Here is a 24217-nt window from a genome sequence, read left to right as displayed (position 1 = left end):
CCCACCAAACAAATTTAAATAGAGTTACGGCGGCCACAGCGACAGGGAAACGCCCGGTCCCATTCCGAACCCGGAAGCTAAGCCTGTCAGCGCCAATGATACTGCCCATACGGGTGGAAAAGTAGGACACCGCCGAACATACACAAAAACACCCCCGGCAACGGGGGTGTTTTTGCATTCGCGATTAATCGAATAGGGTCAAATTCTCCCGTTGCTTTTCCAATTCGAGCAATGTGCGCTTTCGGCCGAGGCCACCGCCGAAGCCGGTGAGACTTCCATTGGCCCCGATAACGCGATGGCAAGGAACGACGATGGCGATCGGGTTGTGGCCGTTGGCCAACCCGACGGCGCGGGCTGCCCCCGGTGCTGCGATCTGCTCAGCGATTTCACCGTACGAGCGGGTCTCGCCGTACGGAATGGTCAGCAGCGCCCGCCATACCCGGCGCTGAAATTCGGAGCCTCGCAGGTCGAGCTCGACATCGAAATTCGTCAGCTCGCCGGCGAAGTACGCGCCGAGTTGCTCGACGGCCTCGCCGAACGCCCGCGGGTTCGGCGACCAATCGGTGCGGCTCGGCTCGTAGGTCTGATCGACCATTCGTAGATTCGTCAACACCGAGCCGTGACCCGCCAGGGTCAGCAGCCCGATCGGGCTGTCGATGGTGCGGTACTCGGTCATGCGACCTCCTGTGGCGGCCAATGGTTTACCGGATGCTCGAGGGTGGTCCAAAGGTATTGGGTGGCATAGGACCGCCAGGGCCGCCATTGCGCACTGCGCGCGACGAGGGAGCGCTCGTCGGATGGGAAGCCCAGCTGTTCGGCGGCCAGGCGCAGGCCCAGATCGCTGGCGGGAAACGCGTCGGGATCGCCGAGGCCGCGCATTGCGATGACCTCCGCGGTCCAGGGGCCCACGCCGGGCAACGCGAGTAATTGCGCTCGGGCACTTTCCCAGTCGCAGCCGGCGCTCAGCACGACACTGCCCTCGGCGAGGCCGGCGACCAGAGCGCTCAGCGTCCGTTGCCGGGACTTGGGCACCGCCAAATGGATGGGGTCGATGACCGCGAGCTGCTCAACGGACGGGAAGGTGTGCGTCAACGTTCCCTCGGGATCGTTGATCGGCTGCCCATAGGCGGCGACCAGGCGGCCCGCGTGGGTGCTCGCTGCCTTGGTGGACACCTGCTGACCCAGCACCGCGCGCACCGCGAGTTCGGCTTCGTCGACGGTGCGGGGAATCCGCTGCCCCGGTGCCTTGGCCACGACGGCGCAGAACTCGGCGTCCGTACCCAGCGCCTCGTCCACCGCTTCGGGATCGGCATCGAGGTCCAGCAGCCGACGGCAGCGCGCGATGCCCGTTGTCAGATCGCGGAAGTCGTCGAGCACGAGCACGCACCGGACGTGGTCGACAGCCGGGGTCAGGCTGACGATCGCGTTGCCGAACGGCAGGCGCAGGCTGCGCCGGTACGCGCCGTCGCGGACCTCCTCGCAACCGGGCACCGTGCCCGCCGCCAGGTGACCGAACACACCGGCATAGGCGAACGGTGTGCGTACCGGGAGCCGAAGGCACACGGTGCCAGGCGAATTCGGGACCGATGCGGAACGTGTCGCCGCGCGTTGGCGCAGCGCGCTCGGTGTGTTCTCGAACACCGAGCGAACGGTGTCGTTGAACTGGCGGATGCTGGAAAAGCCGGCGGCGAATGCGACGTCGCCGAATGGCAGATCCGTGGTCTCGATCAACACCCGGGCGGTCTGCGCCCGTTGCGCGCGGGCCAGTGCGAGTGGGCCGGCCCCGACTTCGGCCTGTAACAGGCGCTCCAGCTGCCGGGTCGTGTAGCCGAGGCGGGCGGCCAGGCTACCGACACCTTCCCGGTCCACGGTCCCGTCGGCGATCAGGCGCATTGTTCGCGCCACAACGTCGCCGCGCACATTCCATTCCGGAGATCCCGGGGACGCGTCGGGGCGGCACCGCTTGCAAGCCCGAAAGCCGGCCCGTTGAGCGGCGGCCGCCGTGGGGTAGAACCGCACGTTACGGGCGAACGGTGGCCGCACCGGGCAGCTGGGCCGGCAGTAGATGCGGGTGGTCAGCACCGCGGTGACGAACCAGCCGTCGAACCGCGCGTCCTTGGACTGGACGGCGCGGTAGCAGCGTTCGAAGTCGTCGTGCACGGTTCCAGACTTACACCCGCCCACCGACAAAACTGGCGGAAAAGCGACATCGTCGTGGGATGGGCCTGAGGCGAGGAATCGGGCCGTGGGATGGCTCGCCATCCCGCGCGGATTTCTCGTCGATTCGAGATATTTACCGCGCTCAATGGTATTTACTGTGATCCGGCTCACTGACTCTGGTGGTGTGACTCGACGGGGCGAGCGAGTTCGGGGAAAGGCGAACGAATGACGTGGCTGGCGACTTGGTGGGGCCAAGACGACCATTTCGACTGGCTGACAGGCTATTTGCAGGCCCACGGGCTCAGCACCCCCACCCGCAGGGTTTTGGCCGTGGTGGCGGCCTCTCTGGTGCTGGTGCCAGTCAACGTTTTGTACGGACCGACCCCGATGTATCCGCGGCTGGCACTGACGGTTTCGGTCGTGGCCGCCATCCTCGGGCTGGGCATGACGGCGCTGTGGTTGACCGGGTGGCCTACCCGGCGCCAGTCCGTTTTCTACATCATGACCGGGGCCGTATCCATCGGCGGCGGTTGCCTGTGGCAACCTCAGCCGCTCATCGGGCTGATGGCATGTTCGGCGATGGCGGTGACGGGTGGCTACATCGCGTTCTTCCACACGGCCAGGCTCATGGCGCTGAACTTCTTCATGGCCTGCGCGATCGCGGCCTGGCAAGCGGTGCGCCTGGCCGCTACCGGACAGGCGGTGCTGGCCTTCACCGGCTACTTCCTGGTGCTAGAACTCAACGTGGTCGTCCCGCTCGCTATCCAGGTCGTGGTGCGGGCGCTGTGGCTCGACCTCCTACGCGCCAACCGCGACCCGCTGACCGGGCTGCTGAATCGGAGGGCCTGCGACCGGGCGATCGTGGGCCGCATGCTCGCCGGCGGCCATCACATGCACCTGGCGGTGGCCATGGTCGATCTGGACCGCTTCAAAGAGCTCAACGACACCCGCGGGCACGCCGCCGGCGACGAGGCGCTCATAGCGGTGGCGGGCACCCTGACCACCGCATCCGGCGAGACCTCCGTCGTCGGTCGCGTCGGCGGGGAGGAATTCCTGGTCGCCGACATCGTGACGACCGAGCAACTGCTCTCCTGGGGCCGACAGCTCTGTGACGCCGTGGCCGCGGTGAACGCTGCGGTGACCGCCAGCGTCGGAATCGCCACCCTGGCGTTGGGCAGCGTCGTCTCGGAATATGCCGAGCACGCGTTTCACCAGTTGGTCGCCCACGCCGACACCGCGATGTACGAAGCGAAGCGGTGTGGGGGTAACCAGACCCGCCATCACCAGATCGCCGTCTGAGTCGGCATTCGCCATCCCGGCGCGGTCACGACGTCGCGCTCTAGCGTCCTGCGGGAGGGATTGTCCGGGGCCGCATCTCGTGGTGCTCGGCGGCCGCGGCGGCCGCGATGAAGTCCCGTGCTGAGCGAGACAGCGGCCGATCGGAATTCCAGATCATGCCCACATCGCGATAGGCGTCGGCGTCGGCCAGCCGCAGCACGCGCACCCCCGGTACGTACTCGCTGCCGTCGATGGGCACCAGGCTGACGCCCAGGCCGGCGGCGACCAGGCCCGCGACCGTCGTGAGATTCGGCGCTTCCAAGCCGATCCGGGGCCGGAATTGCGCGGCGGCGCAAAGCTCGTCGAGCAGTCGACGCATGCCGAATCCGAGGTGCATGGTCACGAACGGTTCGTCGGCCAGATCGGCCATGGATACCGCCGTGCCGTCCGAAAATCGGTGATCGTCTGGAACGGCGACACCGAGGCGCTGGCGAAACAGGCTGCGCCAGGCCAGAGTTCGTTTGCGCGGACGCGGTGACACCACTCCGATGTCGACAACGCCGGACTGCACGCGATCGCCGATCGATTCGGCGGCCCCCTCCTCGAGCGTGAAGGTCACTCGCGGCGACGACTCCCCGAATCTCGCGATCAAGCGCGGCACCACGGTTGACCCGAACGAGCTCAGAAAGCCCAACCGGATCTCGCTGACGGCCGGATTCGTCAGGTCCTCGATCGCGCGCCTGGCAGAATCGAGCTCCAGCTGGGCCCGCCGCGCGTGCTCGTAGAAGATCCGGCCGTAGGTGTTGAGGGACAGCCTCCTGCCGTGGCGATCGAACAGCGACACCCCCACCTGCTGTTCCAGGCGCGCCAGCATCCGCGTCAGCGTCGGCTGTGCGACATGAAGCTGCTCGGCCGCCGACGTGACGTGTTGCAGCTCCGCGAGTGTGATGAACCACTCGTAGTCACCGTCCGCCATCCCGTCACCTCTGCTTATGTGTTTAATGCATCGTAAACCGCGAATTAATTCATTTCCTTTTGACAGCCGCGGCGCGAAGCATCATTGCTATGCCTCAGGCCGTCGTCGCGCATCAAGCGGGAAGCAAGGGATACCGGCGAATGACGGCCGCGCTCTACGGCGCCGGCCTGGCCAGTTTCGCCGCGATGTACTGCACGCAGGCCCTGCTGCCGGCGTTGTCGGCGAGTTATCGAATCACCCCGGCAACCGCGGCGTTGACGGTCTCACTGACGACGGGGATGCTGGCGCTGTCGATCATCCCGGCGAGCGTGCTCTCCGAGCGATACGGGCGCATCACCGTGATGCTCGCCTCGGGGATAGCGTCCAGCGTCATCGGGCTGCTGCTGCCGTTGAGCCCCACGCTCGGCGTGCTGCTCGCGGGGCGCGCGCTGCATGGCGTCGCGCTCGCCGGCATACCCGCGGTCGCCATGGCTTTCCTCGCCGAAGAGGTGCACGCCTCGTCGCTCGGTTCGGCGATGGGCCGCTACGTTGCCGGGACCACGGTGGGCGGGCTGGCCGGGCGGATCGTGCCCTCGCTGGTCGTCGACGTCAGCAATTGGCGGGTCGCGCTGCTGGCGTGCTCCGCGACGACATTGGCCGGCACGGCCGTATTCGCGCTCCTGGTGCCCAGGTCGCAATTCTTCACCCCGAAGGCGGCGAGTGTGCGGGCCACCATGCACAACCTTGCCGCGCATGCGCGAAACCCCGTGTTGCTGAAGCTGTTCGGGTTGGGCTCGGTGCTGATGGGGGGATTCGTCACGGTCTACAACTACCTGGGCTACCGGCTGACCGAGCAGCCCTTCGGATTGGCGTCCTCGGTGGTCGGCCTGCTGTTCGTCCTGTATCTCGTGGGAACATGGACGTCGGTCGTGGCGGGGCGGCTCGCGGACCGCAGGGGGCGCTGGTTCGTGCTGGGCGCCGCGTTGCCGATCACCGTGACCGGCCTCCTGCTCACCGTCCCGCATGCACTGGTCGTGATCGTCATCGGTGTGGGCGTGTTCACCGGTGGATTCTTCGCCGCGCACACCGTTGCCAGTGGCTGGGTGGGCGCGGTCGCGCACCGGGACCGCGCCGAGGCGTCCGCGCTGTATTTGTTCAGTTACTACCTGGGCGGGTCGGTGGCCGGCGCGCTGGGCGGTTTCGTCTACGCCGCTGGCGCCTGGTCGGCGACGACGTGGTTTGTCGGCGGGCTGCTCGTGGCCGGCTCGCTGCTCGTCGCACTGTTGGTGCGGGAGAACGGATCCCGCGCCAATAGCTTCGCCGGGTCGATGGCCACCGCTCAGTGACCCACCCGCTGCGCTAGCCCCGCAATCAGCCGGGAGGCGTCCCGACGCACACGCCGCCGGCGCATGCTCCCGCGCCGCCCGGTCCGGCGGAAGCCCCGGCGCCCGGCACGCCCGCGCTGGCCCCACCGGGTCCGGCGCCGGCGCCCGATCCGCCCGGCCCGGCGGTGGTGGCGCCACCCGGTCCGACGCCGGGTCCACCGCCACCCGGGCCGCCTGTCCCCGGTGCCGACGGAGCCGTCGTCGTGACGCTCGCCGGCGTCGTGACGGTGGTGGTGACGGTCGAGGTGCTGGGGCTCTTGTTGTTGTTGCTCGAGCATCCCGCGGACAATGAACTCAGGGCAATCGCCGCGGCGATTCCCGCGGCGACCGAAACACGGCGGGCAGTTCCACTACCGGTCATCTCAAAGCCAATCTCTGAGGGGTCAAGTTCCTTGTCGCTGTACCCATTTCGGCTCGATATCAATCATCGACCGGCACGACCGGCGACGCCAGCCGGATGGGACGCTCGTGCCCGCGCAGGGTCACGCTGTCGCCCAAAGACCAACGCGCCCGCTCGTTTTCACCTGCGCCCTCGATGGCGCCGGCCGTCGCGAGCATCCGGCTCGGGCGGGACTTGGCCAGTTCGCACAGCCGGGCGGCTTCGTTGACCGGTTCGCCGATCACGGTGTACTCGAAACGTTCCCTGGCGCCGACGTTTCCGGCGACGGCTTGACCGGCCGCCACGCCGATACCGGCCGAGAGTTCGGACATCTCATTGGCCAGTCGCTCGGTAATGCAGCGGGCGGCGGCCAGCGCCTCGTCCTCCGGAGAATCGAGACGGTTCGGCGCGCCGAAGATGGCCAGGGACGCATCGCCTTCGAACTTGTTGACCAGTCCGTGATGTCGATCTACTTCCTCGACGACGATGGCGAAGAACTGGTTGAGCACACTGACGACTTCGGCCGGGCGCTTGTTGGTCACCAACTGCGTGGAGCCGACGATGTCGATGAAGACGACGGCGACATGGCGTTCTTCGCCACCCAGCTTCGGCCGCTCGCGTTCTGCAGCCAGGGCTACTTCGCGGCCGACGTGGCGACCGAACAGGTCGCGCACGCGTTCGCGTTCCCGCAGGCCGTCGACCATCGCGTTGAAACCCCGTTGCAGCTCGCCGAGTTCCGTGCCGTCGAATACCACCAAGTCCCCGCGCAAGTCGCCCCGCTCGACACGCCTCAGCGCAGCCCGGACCACTCGCACCGGAGTCGCGGTGAGCCAGGCCAGGATCCACATCAGGGCGCATCCAAAAATCAGTGCGGCCGTCGACACGATCAGCACACCGACCGCGAACTGGGTTTCGGTGAGATTGTTCAGCCATATCTCAAAAAACGCCAGGAGCGCGATGCCGATGACGGGAACGCCCGAACCGAGAAACCACACCACCATGGTTCGGCCCATGATCCCCGACGCCAGTCGCCGCGGCGGCGGCCCCGCCTCGAGGGCCTGAGCGGCTACCGGACGCAATGCGAACTCGGCGAGCAGATAGCTGGCGGTAGCCACCAGAACACCGCAGAAGCTCACCCCGAACAGGAACCGCGGGATGAACATCGTGTTGACCAGGCCGTAGAGGAGCGTATAAAGCACCGCTCCGATTCCCCACAAAACGAGGTCGACCAAGGCGATTCGCCACGGAGCGATGAAGGTGTTGCGCTCGTCCTCGGGAGTCGGAGTGCGCTCCTCGATCGCCCAGCGCAACGCGAGCACAGTTCTGCGGGTGATCCAAAAGGTGCCCAGCGTCGCCGCCAGGACGATGTAGGCCGGTGCGGCCCCGAAGGTGATCCACGCCGGTGCGTCGTCGAAAATACTCGGTACGGGGATGGCGACGGTCACCAAGATCAGCCCCGCGCCGATCCCGATCAGGTTCGCTCCCAGAACCATCACGGTCATGATGATCTGGATGCGTACCCGGCGACGACTTTGGCTTTCCGACACCCTTCCGAGCAGCAGGGAGCCGTAGGCGGGCGTCTCCGGCAGACGGCCGCTCTGACGGGTGACCCGCTCGAGCACCCGACCTATTCGTTGTGCCATGGACTTGTTGGCCAACATGGTGGCGTCAGCCTATGTTGTCGGCCACGCTCTAAGGTGAATCGGGTGCGTCTAGTGATCGCTCAATGCACCGTTGACTATGTCGGCCGGCTCACCGCGCATCTACCCTCGGCGCGCAGGTTGCTGCTGTTCAAGGCGGATGGATCGGTCAGTGTGCACGCCGACGACCGCGCCTACAAGCCGCTGAATTGGATGAGCCCGCCCTGCTGGCTGACCGAGGAACCCGGCGATGAGTCCCCGGTGTGGGTGGTCGAGAACAAGGCCGGCGAACAGCTGCGCATCACCGTCGAGGAGATCGAACACGACTCCAGCCACGAGCTCGGCGTCGATCCCGGGCTGGTCAAGGACGGCGTCGAGGCGCACCTGCAGGCCCTGCTCGCCGAGCACGTGCAACTGCTGGGCGAGGGATACACGCTGGTTCGCCGCGAGTACATGACTGCCATCGGGCCCGTCGACCTGCTCTGCCGCGACGAATTCGGTGGCTCGGTGGCGGTGGAGATCAAGCGACGCGGCGAGATCGACGGCGTCGAGCAGCTCACCCGGTATCTGGAGCTGCTCAACCGCGACACCGTGCTCGCTCCGGTCAAGGGGGTGTTCGCCGCTCAGCAGATCAAACCCCAGGCCCGCACACTGGCCACCGATCGCGGAATCCGTTGTCTGACATTGGATTACGACAAGATGCGCGGGATGGATAGCGACGAATACCGGCTGTTCTGAGGGTCCGCACTAAACTGACCGCATGGCTCGGCGCCGTACCCCGCCACGCCGGCAGCGGCCGTTGGCGCCGCCGCCGGCACTGCGCCGGGTGGAGCTCGGGTCCGATGGTCACGAGTACGAGGTCCGTCCCGTCCCGGCGGCCCGCGCGGTCAAGACCTATCGGTGCCCCGGCTGCGATCACGAAATACGCTCCGGCTCAGCACATCTGGTGGTGTGGCCGATCGATTCGACGCGCGGGGGAGGCGCCGGTCAGGTCGAGGACCGCCGGCATTGGCACACGCCGTGCTGGGCGAACCGCGCTACCCGCGGTCCAACCAGGAAGTGGTCGTGAATACCCGGTCTCAGGCGGCCGGTTCGACGAGTTCGATCAGAACTCCGCCGCCGTCCTTGGGGTGGATGAAGTTGATCCGGGAGTTTGCCGTGCCGCGACGGGGTGCGTCGTAGATCAGGCGCACGCCCTGCTCGCGGAGCTGCTCGACCAAGGTGTCGAGGTCGCTCACCCGAACGGCCATCTGCTGGATGCCCGGACCGCGTTTGTCGATGAACTTCGCGATCGTCGAGGACTCGTCGATCGGGGCCATCAACTGGATCTGTGCGGTGCCCGCCGGGGCGCCGCGCACAGCCAGCATGGCTTCGCGGATTCCCTGCTCCTCGTTGACTTCCTCGTGCACCAGGATCATGCCGAGGGTGTCGTGGTACCAGGCGATGGAGGCGTCCAGGTCGGCGACTGCGATGCCGACGTGATCGATCGCCGTCACCAGTGAGGTGGCCAGGATCTGACGGGCGTCAACTTGATCGGTCGTCATCACATAACGGTAACCTGGCGGCAAAGATTGCGCTTCTCCGGGAGGCTGAAACGGCCGTCGAGGGAGCGCCTAGCAGGCCTTAGGAGACAGTCATGACGACGTCGGTGATCGTTGCTGGAGCACGGACCCCCATCGGCAAATTGATGGGTTCGCTGAAGGACTTTTCCGCCAGCGATCTGGGGGCCATCGCGATCGCGGGCGCGCTGGAAAAGGCCAACGTGCCGGCCGCCGCGGTCGACTACGTGATCATGGGCCAGGTGCTGACCGCCGGGGCCGGCCAGATGCCGGCGCGTCAGGCGGCCGTCGGGGCCGGCATCGGCTGGGATGTTCCGTCGCTGACCATCAACAAGATGTGTCTGTCCGGCATTGACTCCATCGCGCTGGCTGACCAGCTCATTCGCGCCGGGGAGTTCGACGTGGTGGTGGCCGGCGGCCAGGAGTCCATGACCAAGGCGCCGCACCTGCTGATGGACAGCCGCTCGGGCTACAAATACGGCGACGTGACGGTGCTGGACCACATGGCCTACGACGGCCTGCACGACGTGTTCACCGACCAGCCGATGGGCGCGCTCACCGAGCAGCGCAACGACGTCGACAAATTCACCCGACAAGAGCAGGACGAGTTCGCTGCGCGGTCCCACCAGAAGGCGGCCGCGGCGTGGAAGGACGGCGTCTTCACCGACGAAGTGGTGCCGGTCAACATCCCGCAGCGCAAAGGTGACCCGCTGCAGTTCACCGAGGACGAGGGCATCCGGGCCAATACCACCGCCGAGTCGCTGGCCGGCCTCAAGCCGGCATTCCGCCGCGACGGCACCATCACCGCCGGTTCGGCCTCCCAGATCTCCGATGGTGCGGCCGCCGTCGTGGTGATGAGCAAGGCCAAGGCCCAGGAAATGGGGCTGACCTGGCTGGCCGAGATCGGCGCGCACGGAGTGGTGGCCGGACCGGACTCCACCCTGCAGTCGCAGCCGGCGAACGCGATCAAGAAGGCGCTCGGCCGTGAGGGCATCTCCGTCGACCAGCTCGACGTCATCGAGATCAACGAGGCGTTTTCCGCGGTGGCGCTGGCGTCGACCCGCGAACTGGGCGTGAACCCCGACCTGGTCAACGTCAATGGCGGCGCGATCGCCGTCGGTCACCCGATCGGAATGTCGGGGGCGCGGATCACGCTGCATGCCGCCCTGGAGTTGTCACGACGGGGCTCCGGATACGCCGTGGCGGCGCTGTGTGGGGCCGGCGGGCAGGGCGACGCCCTGATTCTGCGCGCGGGTTAGCCAGGGTTCGGGGCCTGTCGCCGACGTTGCTGGCGCGACGCGCCGACGACGAATTGTGATCTTCGTCATATTTGCCGCTGGCGCCCTTCTCGGTGCGCTTTTCCGCCGGGTGGAGTTGCCATCTGAGCGCCGCAGCGACCGGGTGGATGGGTAGCCCATACGCATGACAAACTTGACGGCGTGACACGTCCGCGACCTTCTATCGGTCCCGCCCTGGCTGGTGCGGTCGATCTCTCCGCACTCAAGCAGCGGCCCCAGTCCGCGGGCCCTCCCGGAGGGTCCGCGCCGTCGGCGGCCGAGGGTGACGCCGGAATCATCGCGGTCAGCGAGGCCAACTTCGAGGCCGAGGTGCTGCTGCGGTCCGAGGAAGTGCCCGTCGTCGTGCTGCTGTGGTCACCGCGCAGCGACGCGTGCGTCCAGCTGCTCGACACGTTCGCCGGCCTGGCCGCCCAGGACAACGGCAAGTGGTCGTTGACGACGGTCAACGTCGATGTCGCGCCCAGGGTCGCGCAGATCTTCGGTGTCGACGCGGTCCCGACGGTGGTGGCGCTGGCCGCCGGTCAGCCGATATCGAGTTTCCAGGGAATGCAGCCGGCCGAACAGTTGCGCGGCTGGTTGGATCAAATCCTTTCGGCGACCGCCGGAAAGCTCAAGGGCGCAACGGGTTCCGGCGAGCCGGAGGAGGTCGACCCCGAGCTGGCCGCGGCCCGCCAACAGCTGGAAGACGGCGACTTCGAGGCCGCCAAGGCGTCGTACCAGTCTATCCTGGACGCCAACCCGGCCAACGCCGAAGCCAAGGGCGCGATACGCCAAATCGAATTCCTCACGCGCGCAACCGCGCAACGCCCGGACGCCGTCGCCGTCGCCGACGCCGCGCCCGGTGACATCCAAGCCGCCCTGGCGGCGGCCGACGTGCAGCTCCTCAATCAGGATGTCGGCGCCGCCTTCGATCGCCTGATTGCCTTGGTGCGCAGCACATCCGGGGACGAGCGCACCTTGGTGCGCACCCGGCTGGTCGAGCTCTTCGAACTGTTCGACCCGGCCGATCCCGAGGTTGTCGCCGGACGGCGCAACCTCGCCAACGCGCTGTACTGACCCGGCGTTACTCGGGCGCTAGCCACAGCGCCGACGTGGGCGGCAGCACCAGCAGCGCCGACGCCGGCCGCCCGTGCCACGGGTCCTCGGTGGCGTCCACGCCGCCCATGTTGCCGATCCCCGAACCGTTGTAGGCGGTCGCGTCGGTGTTGAGCACCTCGCGCCAGCGGCCGGCCGACGGCAGACCCAGTCGGTATCCGCCGTGCTCGGCGCCTGCGAAGTTGAACACGCACGCCATCACCGAGCCGTCCTTGCCATAGCGCAGGAAGCTCAACACGTTGTTGCCAGAGTCGTTGGCGTCGATCCAGGAGTAGCCGTCGGGGACGGTGTCCTGGCTCCACAGCGCCGGGTGACTGCGATAAATGTCGTTGAGGTCGCGGACCAGGCGCAGGACGCCGTTGGAGAATCCCTGCTCGTCGAGCTGCCACCAATCCAGGCCGCGTTCCTCGGACCACTCGGCGCGCTGACCGAATTCCTGTCCCATGAACAGCAATTGCTTGCCCGGGTGCGCCCACTGGTAGGCGAGCAGGCTGCGCAGCCCGGCCGCCTTGACGTGGTTGTTGCCCGGCATCCGGCCCCACAGCGTGCCCTTGCCGTGTACCACCTCGTCATGGCTGATCGGCAGCACGTAGTTCTCGCTGAACGCGTAGAGCATCGAGAACGTCATCTCGTGGTGGTGGTAACTGCGATAGATCGGATCGCGGCTGATGTAGTCGAGCGTGTCGTGCATCCAGCCCATGTTCCACTTCATCGAAAATCCCAGGCCGCCAAGGTTAGTCGGCCGCGTCACCCCGGGCCACGAGGTCGACTCTTCGGCGATGGTGACGATGCCCGGTGCGGTCTTGTGCACCGTCGCGTTCATCTCCTGCAGGAACTGCACTGCCTCCAGGTTCTCCCGGCCGCCGTAGATGTTGGGGGTCCAGCCGCCTTCGGGGCGCGAGTAATCCAGGTAGAGCATCGAGGCGACCGCGTCCACCCGCAGGCCGTCGATGTGGAACTCTTCGAGCCAGAACAGCGCGTTGGCCACCAGGAAATTACGGACCTCCCGGCGACCGAAGTCGAATACATAAGTGCCCCAATCGAGTTGCTCGCCGCGCTTCGGGTCGGAGTGCTCGTAGAGCGGCGTGCCGTCGAACCGGCCCAGCGCCCACGCGTCTTTGGGGAAGTGCGCCGGCACCCAGTCCACCAGCACGCCGATGCCGGCCTGGTGCAAGGCGTCAACCAGGGCGCGGAACTCGTCCGGCGTACCGAACCGGGACGTCGGCGCGTAGTACGACGTCACCTGGTAGCCCCACGATCCGGCGAACGGGTGCTCGGCGACCGGCAACAGCTCGACGTGGGTGAAGCCGTTTTCCACCACGTAATCCGTCAGTTCACGGGCCAGTTGCCGGTAATTGAGCCCGGGGCGCCAGGAACCCAGGTGGACCTCGTAGGTGCTCATCGGCTCGAACACCGGGTTGCGCTGCGGACGTTCGGTCATCCAGTCGGCGTCTTGCCAGGTGTACTCGCTGCGCGTCACCCGCGAGGCGGTGTGCGGCGGCACCTCGGTGGCGAACGCCATCGGGTCGGCCCGCTCGGTCACGACGCCGTCGGCGCCGTGCACTCGGAACTTGTACAACCCGTCGAGGGGGAACCCGGGCCAGAACAGCTCCCAGACGCCCGATGAGCCCAGGGCCCGCATCGGGGCGTCGCTGCCGGTCCAGCCGTTGAACTCACCGATCAGGTTGATGCCCTTGGCGTTGGGCGCCCACACCGCAAACGACACGCCGGTGACCACACCGTCGGCCGTGGTGAAGGAGCGGGGATGTGCGCCAAGGACATCCCAGAGCCGTTCGTGGCGTCCCTCCCCGAACAGGTGCAGGTCGACCTCGCCCAGCGTCGGCAGGAAGCGGTATGCGTCGGCGACGATGTACGGCTCGACACCCTCGTAGGTGAGCTGCAGCCGGTAGTCGATCAGGTTGACGAACGGCAACACGACGGCGAAGAGGCCGGATTCGATGTGCTGCATCGGGAATCGGTCGTCACCGACCAGCGCGACGACCTCGGCCGCGTGCGGCCGGTACGCCCGAATGACGGTGTGATCGCCATATTCGTGGGCACCCAGAATGCTGTGCGGGTTGTGGTGGGTGCCAGCGACCAGGCGCGACAGGTCGGCCGGATCGGGCGCCAAGTGTGTCCGAGCGAGTTGATCGGCTTGGCTCATGTCCCTTTCACCTCCGGTCCGTTTCATCGCCTGCGGAGCAATGTCATTCGTGAGTCGTACGGTATGAGTGGCATGTTGATGATGTGCGCGACCGCCTGCCCGGGGTCGAGCCGAACGTAATTGGCCTGGCCCCATTGGAATTCCTGGCCGGTGATCTCGTCGCGCACCCAAAAACGCTCGTATGGCTCCATACCCAAAACGGCCATATCTAAAAACAGCATCCCTTCCTCGGCGCCGAACGCGTTCAGCGTCACGACCATCAAAACGCAGTCGCCGGTCGCCGGGTCGAACTTCGAGTAGGCGAGCAACGCGTCGTTGTCCACGCTGTGGAAATGGATCGTGCGCATCTGCTCCAGTGCTGGATGTAGTCGGCGAATCACGTTGAGCTGCGTGATGAATGGCTCGAGCGACCGGCCTTCGGCGAGCGCACCCGCGAAATCGCGGGGCCGCAACTCATACTTCTCCGAGTCCAGGTATTCCTCGCTGCCTTCCCGCACCGCGCGGTGCTCGAACAGTTCGTAGCCCGAATACACGCCCCACGCCGGCCCCATCGTCGCCGCCAGCACCGCGCGGATGGCGAACATGCCGGGCCCGTTGTGCTGCAGGATCGCGTGCAGGATGTCGGGGGTGTTCACGAACAGGTTGGGTCGGCGGAAGTCGGCGAGGTTGGCGATATCGTTGCCGAATTCGGTCAGCTCCCACTTCGCGGTGCGCCAGGTGAAGTAGCTGTAGGACTGGGTGAAGCCCAGTTTGGCCAGGCCGTACTGGCGGGCCGGCGGTGTGAAGGCCTCGGACAAGAACAGCACGTCGGGGTCGATGGCCTTGACCGTGGCGATCAGCCAGGCCCAGAAATCCGGCGGCTTGGTGTGCGGGTTGTCGACGCGAAAGAACTTGACGCCGTGGTCCATCCAGTGCCGGACCACCCGAAGCACCTCGTCGTAGAGGCCGGCCGGGTCGTTGTCGAAATTGATCGGATAGATGTCCTGGTATTTCTTCGGTGGGTTTTCCGCGTAAGCGATGGTGCCGTCGGGCAATTCGGTGAACCAGTTGCGATGGTCGCGCGCCCAGGGGTGATCCGGCGCGCACTGCAGCGCCAGGTCCAGCGCCACCTCCATGCCCAGCTCGCGCGTCGCGGCGACGAAGGCGTCGAAATCCTCGATGGTGCCCAGATCCGGGTGCACGGCGTCATGGCCGCCCTCGTCGCTGCCGATCGCCCAGGGCGATCCCACATCCCCGGGGGCCGCGGTGGGGGAGTTGTTGCGGCCCTTGCGATGTACCTTGCCGATCGGGTGGATCGGCGGCAGGTAGACGACGTCGAATCCCATTGCCGCGATGCGCGGAAGCTGGGCGGCGGCCGTGGCGAAGGTGCCGTGCACCGGGTTGCCCTCGGCGTCCCAGCCGCCGGTCGAGCGGGGAAACATCTCGTACCAGGAGCCGAACCGGGCAAGTGGCCGGTCCACCCAGACGCCGTACTGCTCGCCCCGGGTGACCAGATCGCGTAACGGGTAGTCGGCCAGGATTTCCTCGATCTCCGGCCCCAGCGCCAGCGCGGTCCGGGTCACCGGGTCGCCGGGCTTGCGCAACGCGGTGGCGGCGGCCAACAGCGGTTCGCGCAGTGCGCGCGGCACTCCCGTCGCCGCGCGCTCGAATAGCCCCGCACCGATCAGAAGATCGTTGGACAGTTCGGTCTCACCCTGACCGGCGTCCAGTTTGGCGACCACCCCGTGGCGCCACGAATGAATCGGGTCGCCCCACCCGTCGACCCGGAACGTCCACAACCCGACCTGATCGGGGGTGAATTGACCGTGGAAAACGTAGGGCTCCAGGCCCATCGTCATCGGTAGCAGCAGCGGTTTGATCCGTTGCTGGTCCACCTTGCCGTCGCGTTCGGTCACCGGCTTTTCCGGAGCCTGAACCGCCTTGACGCGACGGGTCTCGGTTACCTGCGGATAGCCAGACCCGTGGTAGCGCACGACCAGGGTCGCCGCGACCGCCTCGTGGCCTTCCCGCCACACCGCGGCGCTCACCGGCACGACTTCGCCGACTACGGCTTTCGCGGGATACGCGCCACAGGAAACGACCGGCTGGACGTTATCGATCTCGACACGACCGGGCACCACCACTCCGTTCCGATTGTGTGCGGCCGATCCCGCGGTGTGCTCCGTGCGGAATGCCGCTCGTCGGGAAACTTCCTGTCGTGGGGAAAATTTCTGTGCGGGGAGGCATCGTTGCGACCCCGATAACTACCCGATACCCACCCTAGTCATCGGTCACACACCGGCGGGGAAACGCGGCCCTTCCCGTCGCAGTGCGCGGGCCGGGAACCTCAGTAAGGTAGGAACGCGTGAAAGCCCTCCGCCGGTTTACCGTCCGTGCTCACCTTCCGGAGCGTCTGACCGCGCTGGACCAGCTGTCGACCAACCTGCGTTGGTCATGGGACAAACCCACCCAGGAGCTTTTCGCGACCATCGACCCCGAGCTCTGGGAGCGGTGCGGCAGCGATCCGGTGGCGTTGCTGGGCGCGGTGAACCCGGCGCGGCTCGACGAGTTGGCGATGGATGAGGCATTCCTGGGCCGGCTCGACGCGCTCACCGCCGATCTGAACGATTACCTGAGCCGCCCGCTGTGGTACCAGCAGCGGCAGGAGCAGGGCGCCGAAATGCCGGCCGCGATCGCCTACTTCTCGATGGAGTTCGGCATCGCCGAAGTGTTGCCCAACTACTCCGGTGGCTTGGGAATCCTTGCCGGCGATCACCTGAAGTCGGCGTCAGATCTGGGCGTGCCGCTGGTGGCGGTGGGGCTCTACTACCGCTCCGGCTATTTCCGTCAGTCGCTGACCGCCGACGGCTGGCAGAACGAGACCTACCCATCGCTGGACCCGCAGGGTCTGCCGTTGCGGCTGTTGACCGATGCGACCGGCGAGCCCGCCCTGGTCGAGCTGATGCTGCCCGACTCCGCGCAGCTGCACGCCCGGATCTGGGTCGCGCAGGTGGGCCGGGTTCCGCTGTTGTTGCTGGATTCCGACGTCCCGGAGAACGAGCACGATCTGCGTGGCGTCACCGACCGCCTGTACGGGGGCGACCAGGAACACCGGATGAGGCAGGAAATCCTGGCCGGCATCGGTGGGGTCCGGGCGATCCGTGCCTTCACCGACATCCACGGCCTGCCCGCACCCGAGGTGTTCCACATGAACGAGGGCCACGCGGGTTTCCTCGGAGCGGAACGCATCCGCGAGCTTATGACCGGTCCGGGATTGGACTTCGACACCGCGCTGACCGTGGTGCGCTCCAGCACGGTGTTCACCACCCACACCCCGGTACCCGCCGGCATCGACCGGTTCCCCATCGAAATGGTGCGGCTCTACTTCGACGACCACGCCGGCGATGAGGCCGAATCCGGCCAGAAGGCCCCGACATCCGATGGCACGCCCGTGTTGCTGCCCGGGGTGCCGACGGCCCGCATCCTGGCGCTCGGCGCCGAAGACGACCCCACCAAATTCAACATGGCGCACATGGGTCTGCGGCTGGCCCAGCGCGCCAACGGTGTGTCGTCACTGCACGGCCGGGTGAGCCGGTCGATGTTCAACGAACTGTGGCCGGGCTTCGACGCGAGTGAGGTGCCGATCGGCGCGATCACCAACGGGGTTCATGCGCGCACGTGGGCGGCGCCGCAGTGGCTGCAGCTGGGTCGTGAGCTGGCCGGGTCGGATTCGTTCAGCGATCCGGGTGTTTGGCTGCGCCTCAAGCAGGTCGACGCGGGCCACCTGTGGTGGATCCGCTCGCAGCTGAGGTCCCTGCTGGTCGACGACGTCCGGCAGCGGCTACGTCGCTCCTGGCTGGAACGGGGCGCTTCGGACGCCGAATTAGGTTGGATCGCAACGGCCTTCGACCCAGAGGTGCTGACCATCGGGTTCGCCCGGCGGGTGCCGACCTACAAGCGGCTGACGCTGATGCTGCGTGATCCGGATCGGCTGGAACAGCTGCTACTCGACTCGGAACGGCCGATCCAGTTGATCGTCGCCGGGAAGTCGCACCCCGCCGACGACGGCGGCAAGGCGCTGATCCAGCAGGTGGTGCGCTTCGCCGACCGGCCCGCGGTGCGCCACCGCATCGCGTTCCTGCCCGACTACGACATGTCCATGGCGCGGCTGCTGTATTGGGGCTGCGACGTCTGGCTTAACAATCCGCTGCGGCCGTTGGAGGCTTGCGGCACTTCGGGAATGAAGAGCGCACTCAACGGCGGGCTGAACCTGTCCATCCGCGACGGCTGGTGGGACGAATGGTACGACGGCGAAAATGGTTGGGAGATACCGTCTGCCGACGGTGTGGCCGACGAGGACCGGCGCGACGACCTGGAGTCCAGCGGGCTCTACACGTTGCTGGAAGAGGCCGTGGCGCCGAAATTCTACGAACGCGACGAACACGGCGTGCCGCCGCGCTGGATCGAAATGGTGCGCCACACGGTGCAGACGCTCGGTCCAAAAGTGTTGGCGTCGCGCATGGTGCGCGACTACGTCGAGCAGTACTACACGCCCGCCGCGCAGTCGCTGCGCAAGACGATCGCACCCGCCGACGACGCGGCGGGCGGCGGCGAGTTCGGCGCGGCCCGTGAGCTGGCCGCCTACCGCCGGCGCGCCCAGGAGGCATGGCCCAAGATCGTCATCACCGACGTGGACAGCACCGGTCTGCCGGACACCCCGGTGCTGGGCTCCAAGCTGACCCTGACCGCCACCGTGCAACTGGCCGGCCTGGCGCCCGACGAGGTCACCGTCCAGGCGGTGGTGGGCCGCGTCGACTCAAGCGATGCGCTGCTGGAGCCGATCACCGTCGAGATGTCCTACACCGGCACCGCCGAGGGCGGCAACCAGGTCTTCTCGACGACGACCCCACTGCCGCTGGCGGGATCGGTCGGCTACACCGTGCGCGTGCTGCCGCACAACCCGATGCTGGCGGCCAGCAACGAGCTCGGCCTGGTCACGCTGGCCTAAGTGCTCGACAACGATCCAAAGCGGGCGAAGCGCTGTCAACGTATTGGACTCGCGCGCAATGGTTTTCGCGGCTATCCGCGGCCCGCGCTGTTCGGCGGCTTCGAGGGCAACGTGAGGTATGCAGTGGTGTCGGCCGGATTGGAGCCGTGCTCAGCCGTGAATCGGTCGCCGCTTGTTAATTTTCACAACAGTAATTAGTAGATTTTCGAACTCAGCACGGGCGCTTGAGCGACAATTGCGACGCGGTCAGAGTCGCAACCGCCTCACAGTGGAGGTGCGCCATGACGCACAGAATTGCTGTCACAGCCCGGACTACCCCGAGGCGCACTGCAGAGCGCGCGACGACGAACGGGGATGGCCGGGCCGGCAGAGTCGTCGATCCAGACACCGGCTTGAGCCGGAGACGTCTCCGGACGGGCCGGCCCCCCGCCCCGCTCACTCGACGTCGACAGCCCTCCCCGACAGCAGTGCTGCTGGTCGCGGCTTTCGGCGCCTTCCTCGCATTCCTCGACTCCACCATCGTCAACATCGCTTTCCCGGCCATCCAGCGGTACTTCCACAGCAGCGATATCAGCAGCCTGTCGTGGGTGCTCAACGCCTACAACATTGCCTTCGCTGCGTTCCTCGTGGCCGGCGGCAGGATTGCTGACCTGCTTGGCCGCAAGCGGATGTTTATCTACGGGGTGGTGTTGTTCACCGTCGCGTCAGCGTTGTGCGCGGCCGCCGACACTGTCGGCCAGCTCGTCGCATTCCGGGTACTGCAAGGCATCGGAGCGGCGGTCCTGGTGCCGGCGTCCCTGGCGCTCGTAGTCGAAAGTTTCGACGAGGCGCGCCGCGCACATGGCGTCGGCCTTTGGGGCGCGGCAGCCGCCATCGCGTCGGGTCTCGGGCCGCCAATCGGTGGTGCTCTCGTTGAGGCATCGAGTTGGCGCTGGGTTTTCTTGGTCAATCTGCCGCTTGGCGCGGTGGCCGTGGTGGTGGCTCGACGAGGCCTGGTCGAGAGCCGCGCCTCGGGACGACGTCGCGTACCCGACTTACGCGGCGCGGCGTTGTTGGCGATCGGGGTCGGGTGCTTGACTCTTGGCTTGGTCAAGGGACCGGATTGGAGCTGGGTCAGCCCGGCAACCATCGGTTCATTCCTAGCCGCCGTGGTCGCGATGCTCGGATTCCTGATGAGTTCGCGGCGGCATCCAACCCCGTTGATAGAGCCAGCGTTTCTGCGCATCCGGTCGTTCACGGCGGGCAATACCTTGACGTTGATCGCCAGCGCGGGGTTCTACGCCTACCTGCTGACCCACGTCTTGTTCCTCAACTACGTGTGGGGTTACAACTTGCTGCGCGCGGGCCTGGCCGTGGCACCTGCCGCGTTCGTCGCGGCTGTCGTCGCCGCGGTACTAGGCCGCGTCGCCGACCGGCATGGTTACCGCCTCATCATCATCGCCGGCGCGCTGATCTGGACAGGCAGCCTGCTGTGGTACATCGAACGCGTCGGCTCCAAACCCGATTTCCTCGGGCAGTGGTTGCCCGGCCAAATGCTGCAGGGCATCGGGGTCGGGGCCACGCTGCCAATGCTTGGCAGCGCCGCACTGGGTGGCCTGGCCGCAGGCGGCAGCTACGCCACCGCATCGGCGGTGGTCAGCAGCACGCGGCAGCTCGGAGCCGTGATCGGCATCGCGCTGTTGGTGATTGTGGTCGGAACGCCGGCTCACGGCGCCACTGAAGCGACGTTGCGACGAGGTTGGGTGCTGGCCGCGGTCTGTTTTGCGTTGGTTGCTATCGGTGGGGTGTTGTTAGGCCGCACCCGCCACGTCGCGGCGATTGCAGGGGAGTCTGAACCGCCGCCGCGACTGGGTTCGCCGGGATCGCGGTCGGCGCCGGGGCTCGTGTCTTTGCCCGCTGAGATCCGGCAGACGGCAGACGGCGAGGCCGACCCGCTCGGCGCTCTGCCGCTGTTTGCCGGCCTTGACCCGAGCGCTCTGGCGGAGCTGCGAGAGCACGCCGAGCAGGTTGAGCTGGAGGCCGGGTCGTATCTCTTTCACGCGGGCGAGGCGTCCGATTCCCTGTACGTCGTGCGAAACGGCCGCCTGCAGGTGCTCCAGAATGACGTCGTAACAACGGAATTGGGCCGCGGCGAAGTCGTCGGCGAGTTGGGATTGCTCATCGATGCGCCCCGCTCCGCATCGATTCGCGCGGTGCGCGACTCGACGCTGGTGCGGCTCACCAAAACCCAATTTCAAAGCATTGCCGATTCAGGCGTCCTAGGAGCAATGGTCCGGGTGCTGGCCACGCGGTTACACCAGGCTCCGCCGCCTGCGGTGCCGCGGGCGGCAACACCGGAGGCGGTCGTTGCGATCGTCGGCGTCGACGCCGATGCGCCCGTATCACTGGTGGCCACCGAATTGGTCACCGCGCTGTCGGGCCGGCTACAGGTTGTGGACCCGGGCCGCGTGGACCGCGACGGGTTGGACCGCGCCGAGCGGGTGGCGGACAAGGTGGTGCTGCACGCGGCGGCCAATGATGCGGACTGGCGTGACTTCTGCGTGCGGTCGGCCGATCGCGTGGTTCTGGTGGCGACGCGTCCGGCGCCACCAGTGGCACCGCTGCCGGTGCGTGCGGCGGGAGCCGACCTAGTCCTCGCCGGACCACCCGCAGCCCGTGAACACCGGCACTTGTGGGAGGAATTGATAACGCCACGCTCGGTGCATACAGTCCGCGCCGGGCACGCGACCGCCGATCTGCGACCGCTCGCAGCGCGCATTGCGGGACGCTCGGTCGGGCTGATCCTCAGCGGTGGGGCCGCGCGAGCTTTTGCGCACCTTGGGGTGCTGGACGAGCTGGAAGCGGCGGGGGTGGCCGTCGACCGTTATGCCGGGACCAGTATGGGGGCGATCATCGCCGCGCTCGCAGCAACCGGTAAGGATGCGGCTGCCGTCGACGCGAACATGTATGAGTACTTCATCCGCAGCAACCCGACAAGTGACTACACGCTGCCGAGCAAGGGACTGATCCGCGGGCGACGCACCTTGGGTGCTCTCGACAGCGTCTTCGGGGGACAGCTAGTCGAGGAATTGCCGAAGGAATTCCGCTGTGTCAGCGTCGACCTGCTGGCGCGGCGGGCCGTCGTGCATCGACGAGGTCAGCTTGCCGATGTCGTCGGCTGTTCCCTGCGGGTCCCGGGTTTGTATGCACCGGTCGTCTACAACGGGGCGCTACACGTCGATGGCGGTGTGCTCGACAACCTGCCGGTAATGACGCTGGCTCGCCACGAGGGCCCACTGATCGCAGTGAGCATTGGCACCGGTCAGCAGGCGACCCCCGCCTCCGCTACGAGGCTGCCGCGCTCGCCACGGGTACCTAACGTCGTCGACACGCTCATGCGCACGATGACGATCGGTAGCGCGATGGCATCAACGGCGGTTCTGCAACGGGCCGATCTGGCGATCCACCCCGACACCAGCACTATCGGATTCCTGGAGTGGCATCAGATTGACCGCGCCCGCGAGGCGGGCCGGATCGCGACGCGTGAAGCCTTGCCGCGGATCATGGAGGTGGTCGGTGGCTGACGTTGCGGTGGTTACCGACAGCACCTGCGCGTTGCCGCGGGCGCTCGTCGAGAGCTTGGACATCACGGTGGTGTCGCTGTATTACGACATCACCGGCGCCGCGTCGCCCACCGGCGGTCACGAGCTGCCCGGCCGGGGGGAGCGCGAGTCGGACTTCGACGGCGATTGGGCACGGTTCTTTGCCGAGCTGGACGCGTCGAAGACCGTCGCGACGACCGGGCCGCCCAAGGTCGAAGAGTTCGTCGCAGCCTATGAACGCCTGCTGCAGCACCACAGCGCCGTGGTCGCCGTCATGCTTGGCTCAAACCTCTCCCCGACGTGCGAGTTCGCACGGGAAGCAGCGGCGCGGGTGGACAGCGAGCGGATAGTGGTCTTCGATTCCGCCGGCGTGGCCGGCCACCTGGGCTGTCAGGCGCTGGCGGCGGCGCGCGCCGCGGCGGCAGGAGCCGACCTACAGGGCGTGACCGAGCAGGCGCGCCGGGCGCGCCAGGAGGTCAGGCAATGGGTCCTTGTTGACACGCTCGAGTATCTGAGGCGCGGCGGCCGGGTCGGCACCGCGGCCGCATGGATCGGATCCGCGCTCGACCTCAAGCCGATCTTGATGATCGAATCAGAGATGAAGGCCGTCGAACGTGTGCGCACGTTCAAGCGCGGGGTCGAGCGGTTGGTCGAGTTGATGCGACAGCGCCGCGCGGTGGGTGCCGATCGATGGTTCGTCCAACACGCCTATGCGCACGAGGACGCGCGGCGACTGGCCGAGCGTCTCGCCGGGCTGTTCGGCACCGAGCCGGAGTTCATCTCCGAGGTCGGGCCGGTACTCGCAACTCATACCGGTCCAGGGATGGTGACGGTCGGTGGTCTTCCCGGCGCGGCGTTGGAGGGTGCGTATGGCTGATGTCGCGGTGGTTACCGACAGCACCGGCTACCTGCCGCGTGCTCTCGTCGACAAGTTCGAAATCACGGTTGTCTCACAGTATTACGACGTCGGTAGCGGACCGCTGCGTGAGTCGGAGTTCGACGGTGATTTCGGACGGTTCTATGCGGAGTTGGACGCGTCAAAGAACATCGCGACGACGTCGGCGCCGACCATCGACGATTTCGTCGCGGCCTTTGACCGGCTGCTGCAGCAGCACGCCGCCGTTGTCTCGGTGCTCATCTCCTCTGGCGTTTCCGAGACCTGCTCGATGGCTCGGCAGGCAGCCGCAAAGCTAGAGGGCGACGGAGGCGCGCGAATCACGGTGATCGACTCGGCCGGCTTCGGCGGCCACCTTGGACTCCAGGTGCTGGCGGCAGCGCGTGCCGCCGCCGGGGGAACCGACCCGGAGGGCGTTATCGACCGCGTACGCCAGGCGCGTCAGGACGTCAAGGGCTGGGGCCTGGTGGATACGCTCGAGTACCTTCGCCGAAGCAACAGGGTGGGCACTGTGGCCGCATGGGTCGGATCGGCGCTCGACCTCAAGCCAATCCTGTCGATCGAATCGGAGCTCAAGGCCGTCGAACGCGTGCGCACGCACCGGCGCGGCGTCGAGCGGCTGGTCGAGCTGATGCGCCAGCGACGCGCGGCGGGCGCCGACCGGTGGTTCGTCCAGCATGTCCACGCTCCTGATGATGCGCAGACTCTAGTGGACCGGTTGGGAACTGAGTTCGGCACCGAGCCGGAGTTCGTCTCCGAGGTCGGACCGGTGGTGGCAACACACGTCGGGCCGGGGACGCTGTTGGTCGGCGGACTTCCCGGGGCGGCGTTGAGGTGACCG

The 24217-nt window shown here is 66.9% G+C and carries 19 protein-coding genes and 1 rRNA gene; 12 read left to right on the top strand and 8 right to left on the bottom strand.

Annotated elements, in window-relative coordinates; all coding sequences use genetic code 11:
- Positions 1-25: 25 nt before the first annotated feature.
- Positions 26-138 (top strand): 5S ribosomal RNA (rrf, locus tag A5760_RS22505).
- A gap of 46 nt (positions 139-184) precedes the next feature.
- Here rrf and A5760_RS22500 read toward each other — a convergent pair.
- Both A5760_RS22500 and A5760_RS22495 read right to left on the bottom strand, forming a co-directional pair.
- Entirely contained in the window at positions 185-676 is a 492-nt protein-coding gene (locus A5760_RS22500; RefSeq protein ID WP_064884896.1) for a methylated-DNA--[protein]-cysteine S-methyltransferase, read from the bottom strand.
- Positions 673-2160 carry a DNA-3-methyladenine glycosylase 2 family protein gene (locus A5760_RS22495; protein ID WP_064884894.1) on the bottom strand — a complete coding sequence of 496 codons (1488 nt, stop codon included), beginning with the start codon at positions 2158-2160 and terminating at the stop codon, positions 673-675. The genes A5760_RS22500 and A5760_RS22495 overlap by 4 nt, the downstream gene beginning before the upstream one ends.
- A 225-nt stretch (positions 2161-2385) precedes the next feature.
- Between A5760_RS22495 and A5760_RS22490 the strand changes: the two genes are divergently transcribed.
- The gene (locus A5760_RS22490) at positions 2386-3459 is read left to right on the top strand and encodes a GGDEF domain-containing protein (RefSeq protein ID WP_064884892.1); all 1074 of its coding nucleotides are present in this window, start codon (positions 2386-2388) and stop codon (positions 3457-3459) included.
- Between the two features lie 40 nt (positions 3460-3499).
- Here A5760_RS22490 and A5760_RS22485 read toward each other — a convergent pair whose 3' ends face one another.
- Complete coding sequence (locus A5760_RS22485; RefSeq protein ID WP_064884890.1) at positions 3500-4414, bottom strand: LysR family transcriptional regulator; 915 nt, start codon at positions 4412-4414, stop codon at positions 3500-3502.
- An 89-nt stretch (positions 4415-4503) separates the two neighbouring features.
- On the opposite strand from A5760_RS22485, the gene A5760_RS22480 reads away from it, so the two are divergent.
- Positions 4504-5739 carry an MFS transporter gene (locus A5760_RS22480; RefSeq protein WP_231122715.1) on the top strand — a complete coding sequence of 412 codons (1236 nt, stop codon included), beginning with the start codon at positions 4504-4506 and terminating at the stop codon, positions 5737-5739.
- 25 nt (positions 5740-5764) lie between these two features.
- On the opposite strand, the gene A5760_RS26370 is transcribed toward A5760_RS22480, so the two are convergent.
- The gene (locus A5760_RS26370; protein WP_082279578.1) at positions 5765-6139 is read right to left on the bottom strand and encodes a hypothetical protein; all 375 of its coding nucleotides are present in this window, start codon (positions 6137-6139) and stop codon (positions 5765-5767) included.
- Between the two features lie 59 nt (positions 6140-6198).
- Entirely contained in the window at positions 6199-7818 is a 1620-nt protein-coding gene (locus tag A5760_RS22475; RefSeq protein WP_064884888.1) for an adenylate/guanylate cyclase domain-containing protein, read from the bottom strand.
- A gap of 45 nt (positions 7819-7863) precedes the next feature.
- Between A5760_RS22475 and nucS the strand changes: the two genes are divergently transcribed.
- Positions 7864-8535, top strand: coding sequence for an endonuclease NucS (gene nucS / locus A5760_RS22470; RefSeq protein ID WP_064885058.1), 672 nt, complete (start codon positions 7864-7866; stop codon positions 8533-8535).
- A 22-nt stretch (positions 8536-8557) separates the two neighbouring features.
- A complete protein-coding gene (locus A5760_RS26365; protein ID WP_082279577.1) occupies positions 8558-8866 on the top strand; it encodes a hypothetical protein in 309 nt (102 codons plus the stop codon).
- A gap of 10 nt (positions 8867-8876) precedes the next feature.
- Here the strand turns inward: A5760_RS26365 and mce are convergent, their stop codons facing one another.
- The gene (gene mce / locus A5760_RS22465; RefSeq protein ID WP_082279576.1) at positions 8877-9344 is read right to left on the bottom strand and encodes a methylmalonyl-CoA epimerase; all 468 of its coding nucleotides are present in this window, start codon (positions 9342-9344) and stop codon (positions 8877-8879) included.
- An 89-nt stretch (positions 9345-9433) separates the two neighbouring features.
- Between mce and A5760_RS22460 the strand changes: the two genes are divergently transcribed.
- Positions 9434-10615: an acetyl-CoA C-acetyltransferase gene (locus A5760_RS22460; protein WP_064884884.1), complete on the top strand. Its 1182-nt coding sequence runs from the start codon at positions 9434-9436 to the stop codon at positions 10613-10615.
- A gap of 180 nt (positions 10616-10795) precedes the next feature.
- Positions 10796-11710 carry a tetratricopeptide repeat protein gene (locus A5760_RS22455; RefSeq protein WP_064884882.1) on the top strand — a complete coding sequence of 305 codons (915 nt, stop codon included), beginning with the start codon at positions 10796-10798 and terminating at the stop codon, positions 11708-11710.
- Positions 11711-11717: 7 nt separating this feature from the next.
- Here A5760_RS22455 and glgB read toward each other — a convergent pair whose 3' ends face one another.
- Both glgB and A5760_RS22445 read right to left on the bottom strand, forming a co-directional pair.
- Positions 11718-13913, bottom strand: a complete 2196-nt coding sequence (glgB, locus tag A5760_RS22450; RefSeq protein ID WP_064884880.1) for a 1,4-alpha-glucan branching protein GlgB — start codon at positions 13911-13913, stop codon at positions 11718-11720.
- Positions 13914-13936: 23 nt separating this feature from the next.
- Complete coding sequence (locus A5760_RS22445; protein WP_231122714.1) at positions 13937-16030, bottom strand: alpha-1,4-glucan--maltose-1-phosphate maltosyltransferase; 2094 nt, start codon at positions 16028-16030, stop codon at positions 13937-13939.
- 227 nt (positions 16031-16257) lie between these two features.
- Between A5760_RS22445 and glgP the strand changes: the two genes are divergently transcribed.
- The 5 genes from glgP to A5760_RS22425 all read left to right on the top strand — a co-directional run bounded on the left by glgP (position 16258) and on the right by A5760_RS22425 (position 24214).
- Entirely contained in the window at positions 16258-18900 is a 2643-nt protein-coding gene (glgP, locus tag A5760_RS22440) for an alpha-glucan family phosphorylase (RefSeq protein ID WP_064884876.1), read from the top strand.
- The gene (locus A5760_RS26815; protein WP_155764424.1) at positions 18901-19098 is read left to right on the top strand and encodes a hypothetical protein; all 198 of its coding nucleotides are present in this window, start codon (positions 18901-18903) and stop codon (positions 19096-19098) included. It begins immediately after the preceding gene.
- 83 nt (positions 19099-19181) lie between these two features.
- Positions 19182-22463 (top strand): MFS transporter, encoded by a 3282-nt coding sequence (locus A5760_RS22435; protein WP_082279575.1) that lies wholly within the window; start codon positions 19182-19184, stop codon positions 22461-22463.
- Positions 22456-23358 (top strand): DegV family protein, encoded by a 903-nt coding sequence (locus A5760_RS22430; protein WP_064884872.1) that lies wholly within the window; start codon positions 22456-22458, stop codon positions 23356-23358. The genes A5760_RS22435 and A5760_RS22430 overlap by 8 nt, the downstream gene beginning before the upstream one ends.
- Positions 23351-24214 carry a DegV family protein gene (locus A5760_RS22425; RefSeq protein ID WP_064884870.1) on the top strand — a complete coding sequence of 288 codons (864 nt, stop codon included), beginning with the start codon at positions 23351-23353 and terminating at the stop codon, positions 24212-24214. Before A5760_RS22430 ends, A5760_RS22425 begins: the two co-directional genes overlap by 8 nt.
- The last annotated feature ends 3 nt before the right edge of the window (positions 24215-24217 follow it).

The sequence above is a fragment of the Mycobacterium colombiense genome (assembly GCF_001665835.1).
In the GTDB taxonomy this organism is placed as follows: domain Bacteria; phylum Actinomycetota; class Actinomycetes; order Mycobacteriales; family Mycobacteriaceae; genus Mycobacterium; species Mycobacterium colombiense_A.
Note: the sequence above shows the minus strand (reverse complement) of the source record. Positions and strands in the feature narration are given on the sequence as shown.

Excerpts from the sequence above, each read along its gene's own strand:
- A5760_RS22500 (WP_064884896.1), bottom strand. The coding sequence starts at position 676 with ATGACCGAGTACCGCACCATCGACAGCCCGATCGGGCTGCTGACCCTG.
- A5760_RS22490 (WP_064884892.1), top strand. The coding sequence starts at position 2,386 with ATGACGTGGCTGGCGACTTGGTGGGGCCAAGACGACCATTTCGACTGG.
- A5760_RS22485 (WP_064884890.1), bottom strand. The coding sequence starts at position 4,414 with ATGGCGGACGGTGACTACGAGTGGTTCATCACACTCGCGGAGCTGCAA.
- A5760_RS22480 (WP_231122715.1), top strand. The coding sequence starts at position 4,504 with ATGCCTCAGGCCGTCGTCGCGCATCAAGCGGGAAGCAAGGGATACCGG.
- A5760_RS26370 (WP_082279578.1), bottom strand. The coding sequence starts at position 6,139 with ATGACCGGTAGTGGAACTGCCCGCCGTGTTTCGGTCGCCGCGGGAATC.
- A5760_RS22475 (WP_064884888.1), bottom strand. The coding sequence starts at position 7,818 with ATGTTGGCCAACAAGTCCATGGCACAACGAATAGGTCGGGTGCTCGAG.
- A5760_RS26365 (WP_082279577.1), top strand. The coding sequence starts at position 8,558 with ATGGCTCGGCGCCGTACCCCGCCACGCCGGCAGCGGCCGTTGGCGCCG.
- A5760_RS22460 (WP_064884884.1), top strand. The coding sequence starts at position 9,434 with ATGACGACGTCGGTGATCGTTGCTGGAGCACGGACCCCCATCGGCAAA.
- glgB (WP_064884880.1), bottom strand. The coding sequence starts at position 13,913 with ATGAGCCAAGCCGATCAACTCGCTCGGACACACTTGGCGCCCGATCCG.
- A5760_RS22435 (WP_082279575.1), top strand. The coding sequence starts at position 19,182 with ATGACGCACAGAATTGCTGTCACAGCCCGGACTACCCCGAGGCGCACT.
- A5760_RS22425 (WP_064884870.1), top strand. The coding sequence starts at position 23,351 with ATGGCTGATGTCGCGGTGGTTACCGACAGCACCGGCTACCTGCCGCGT.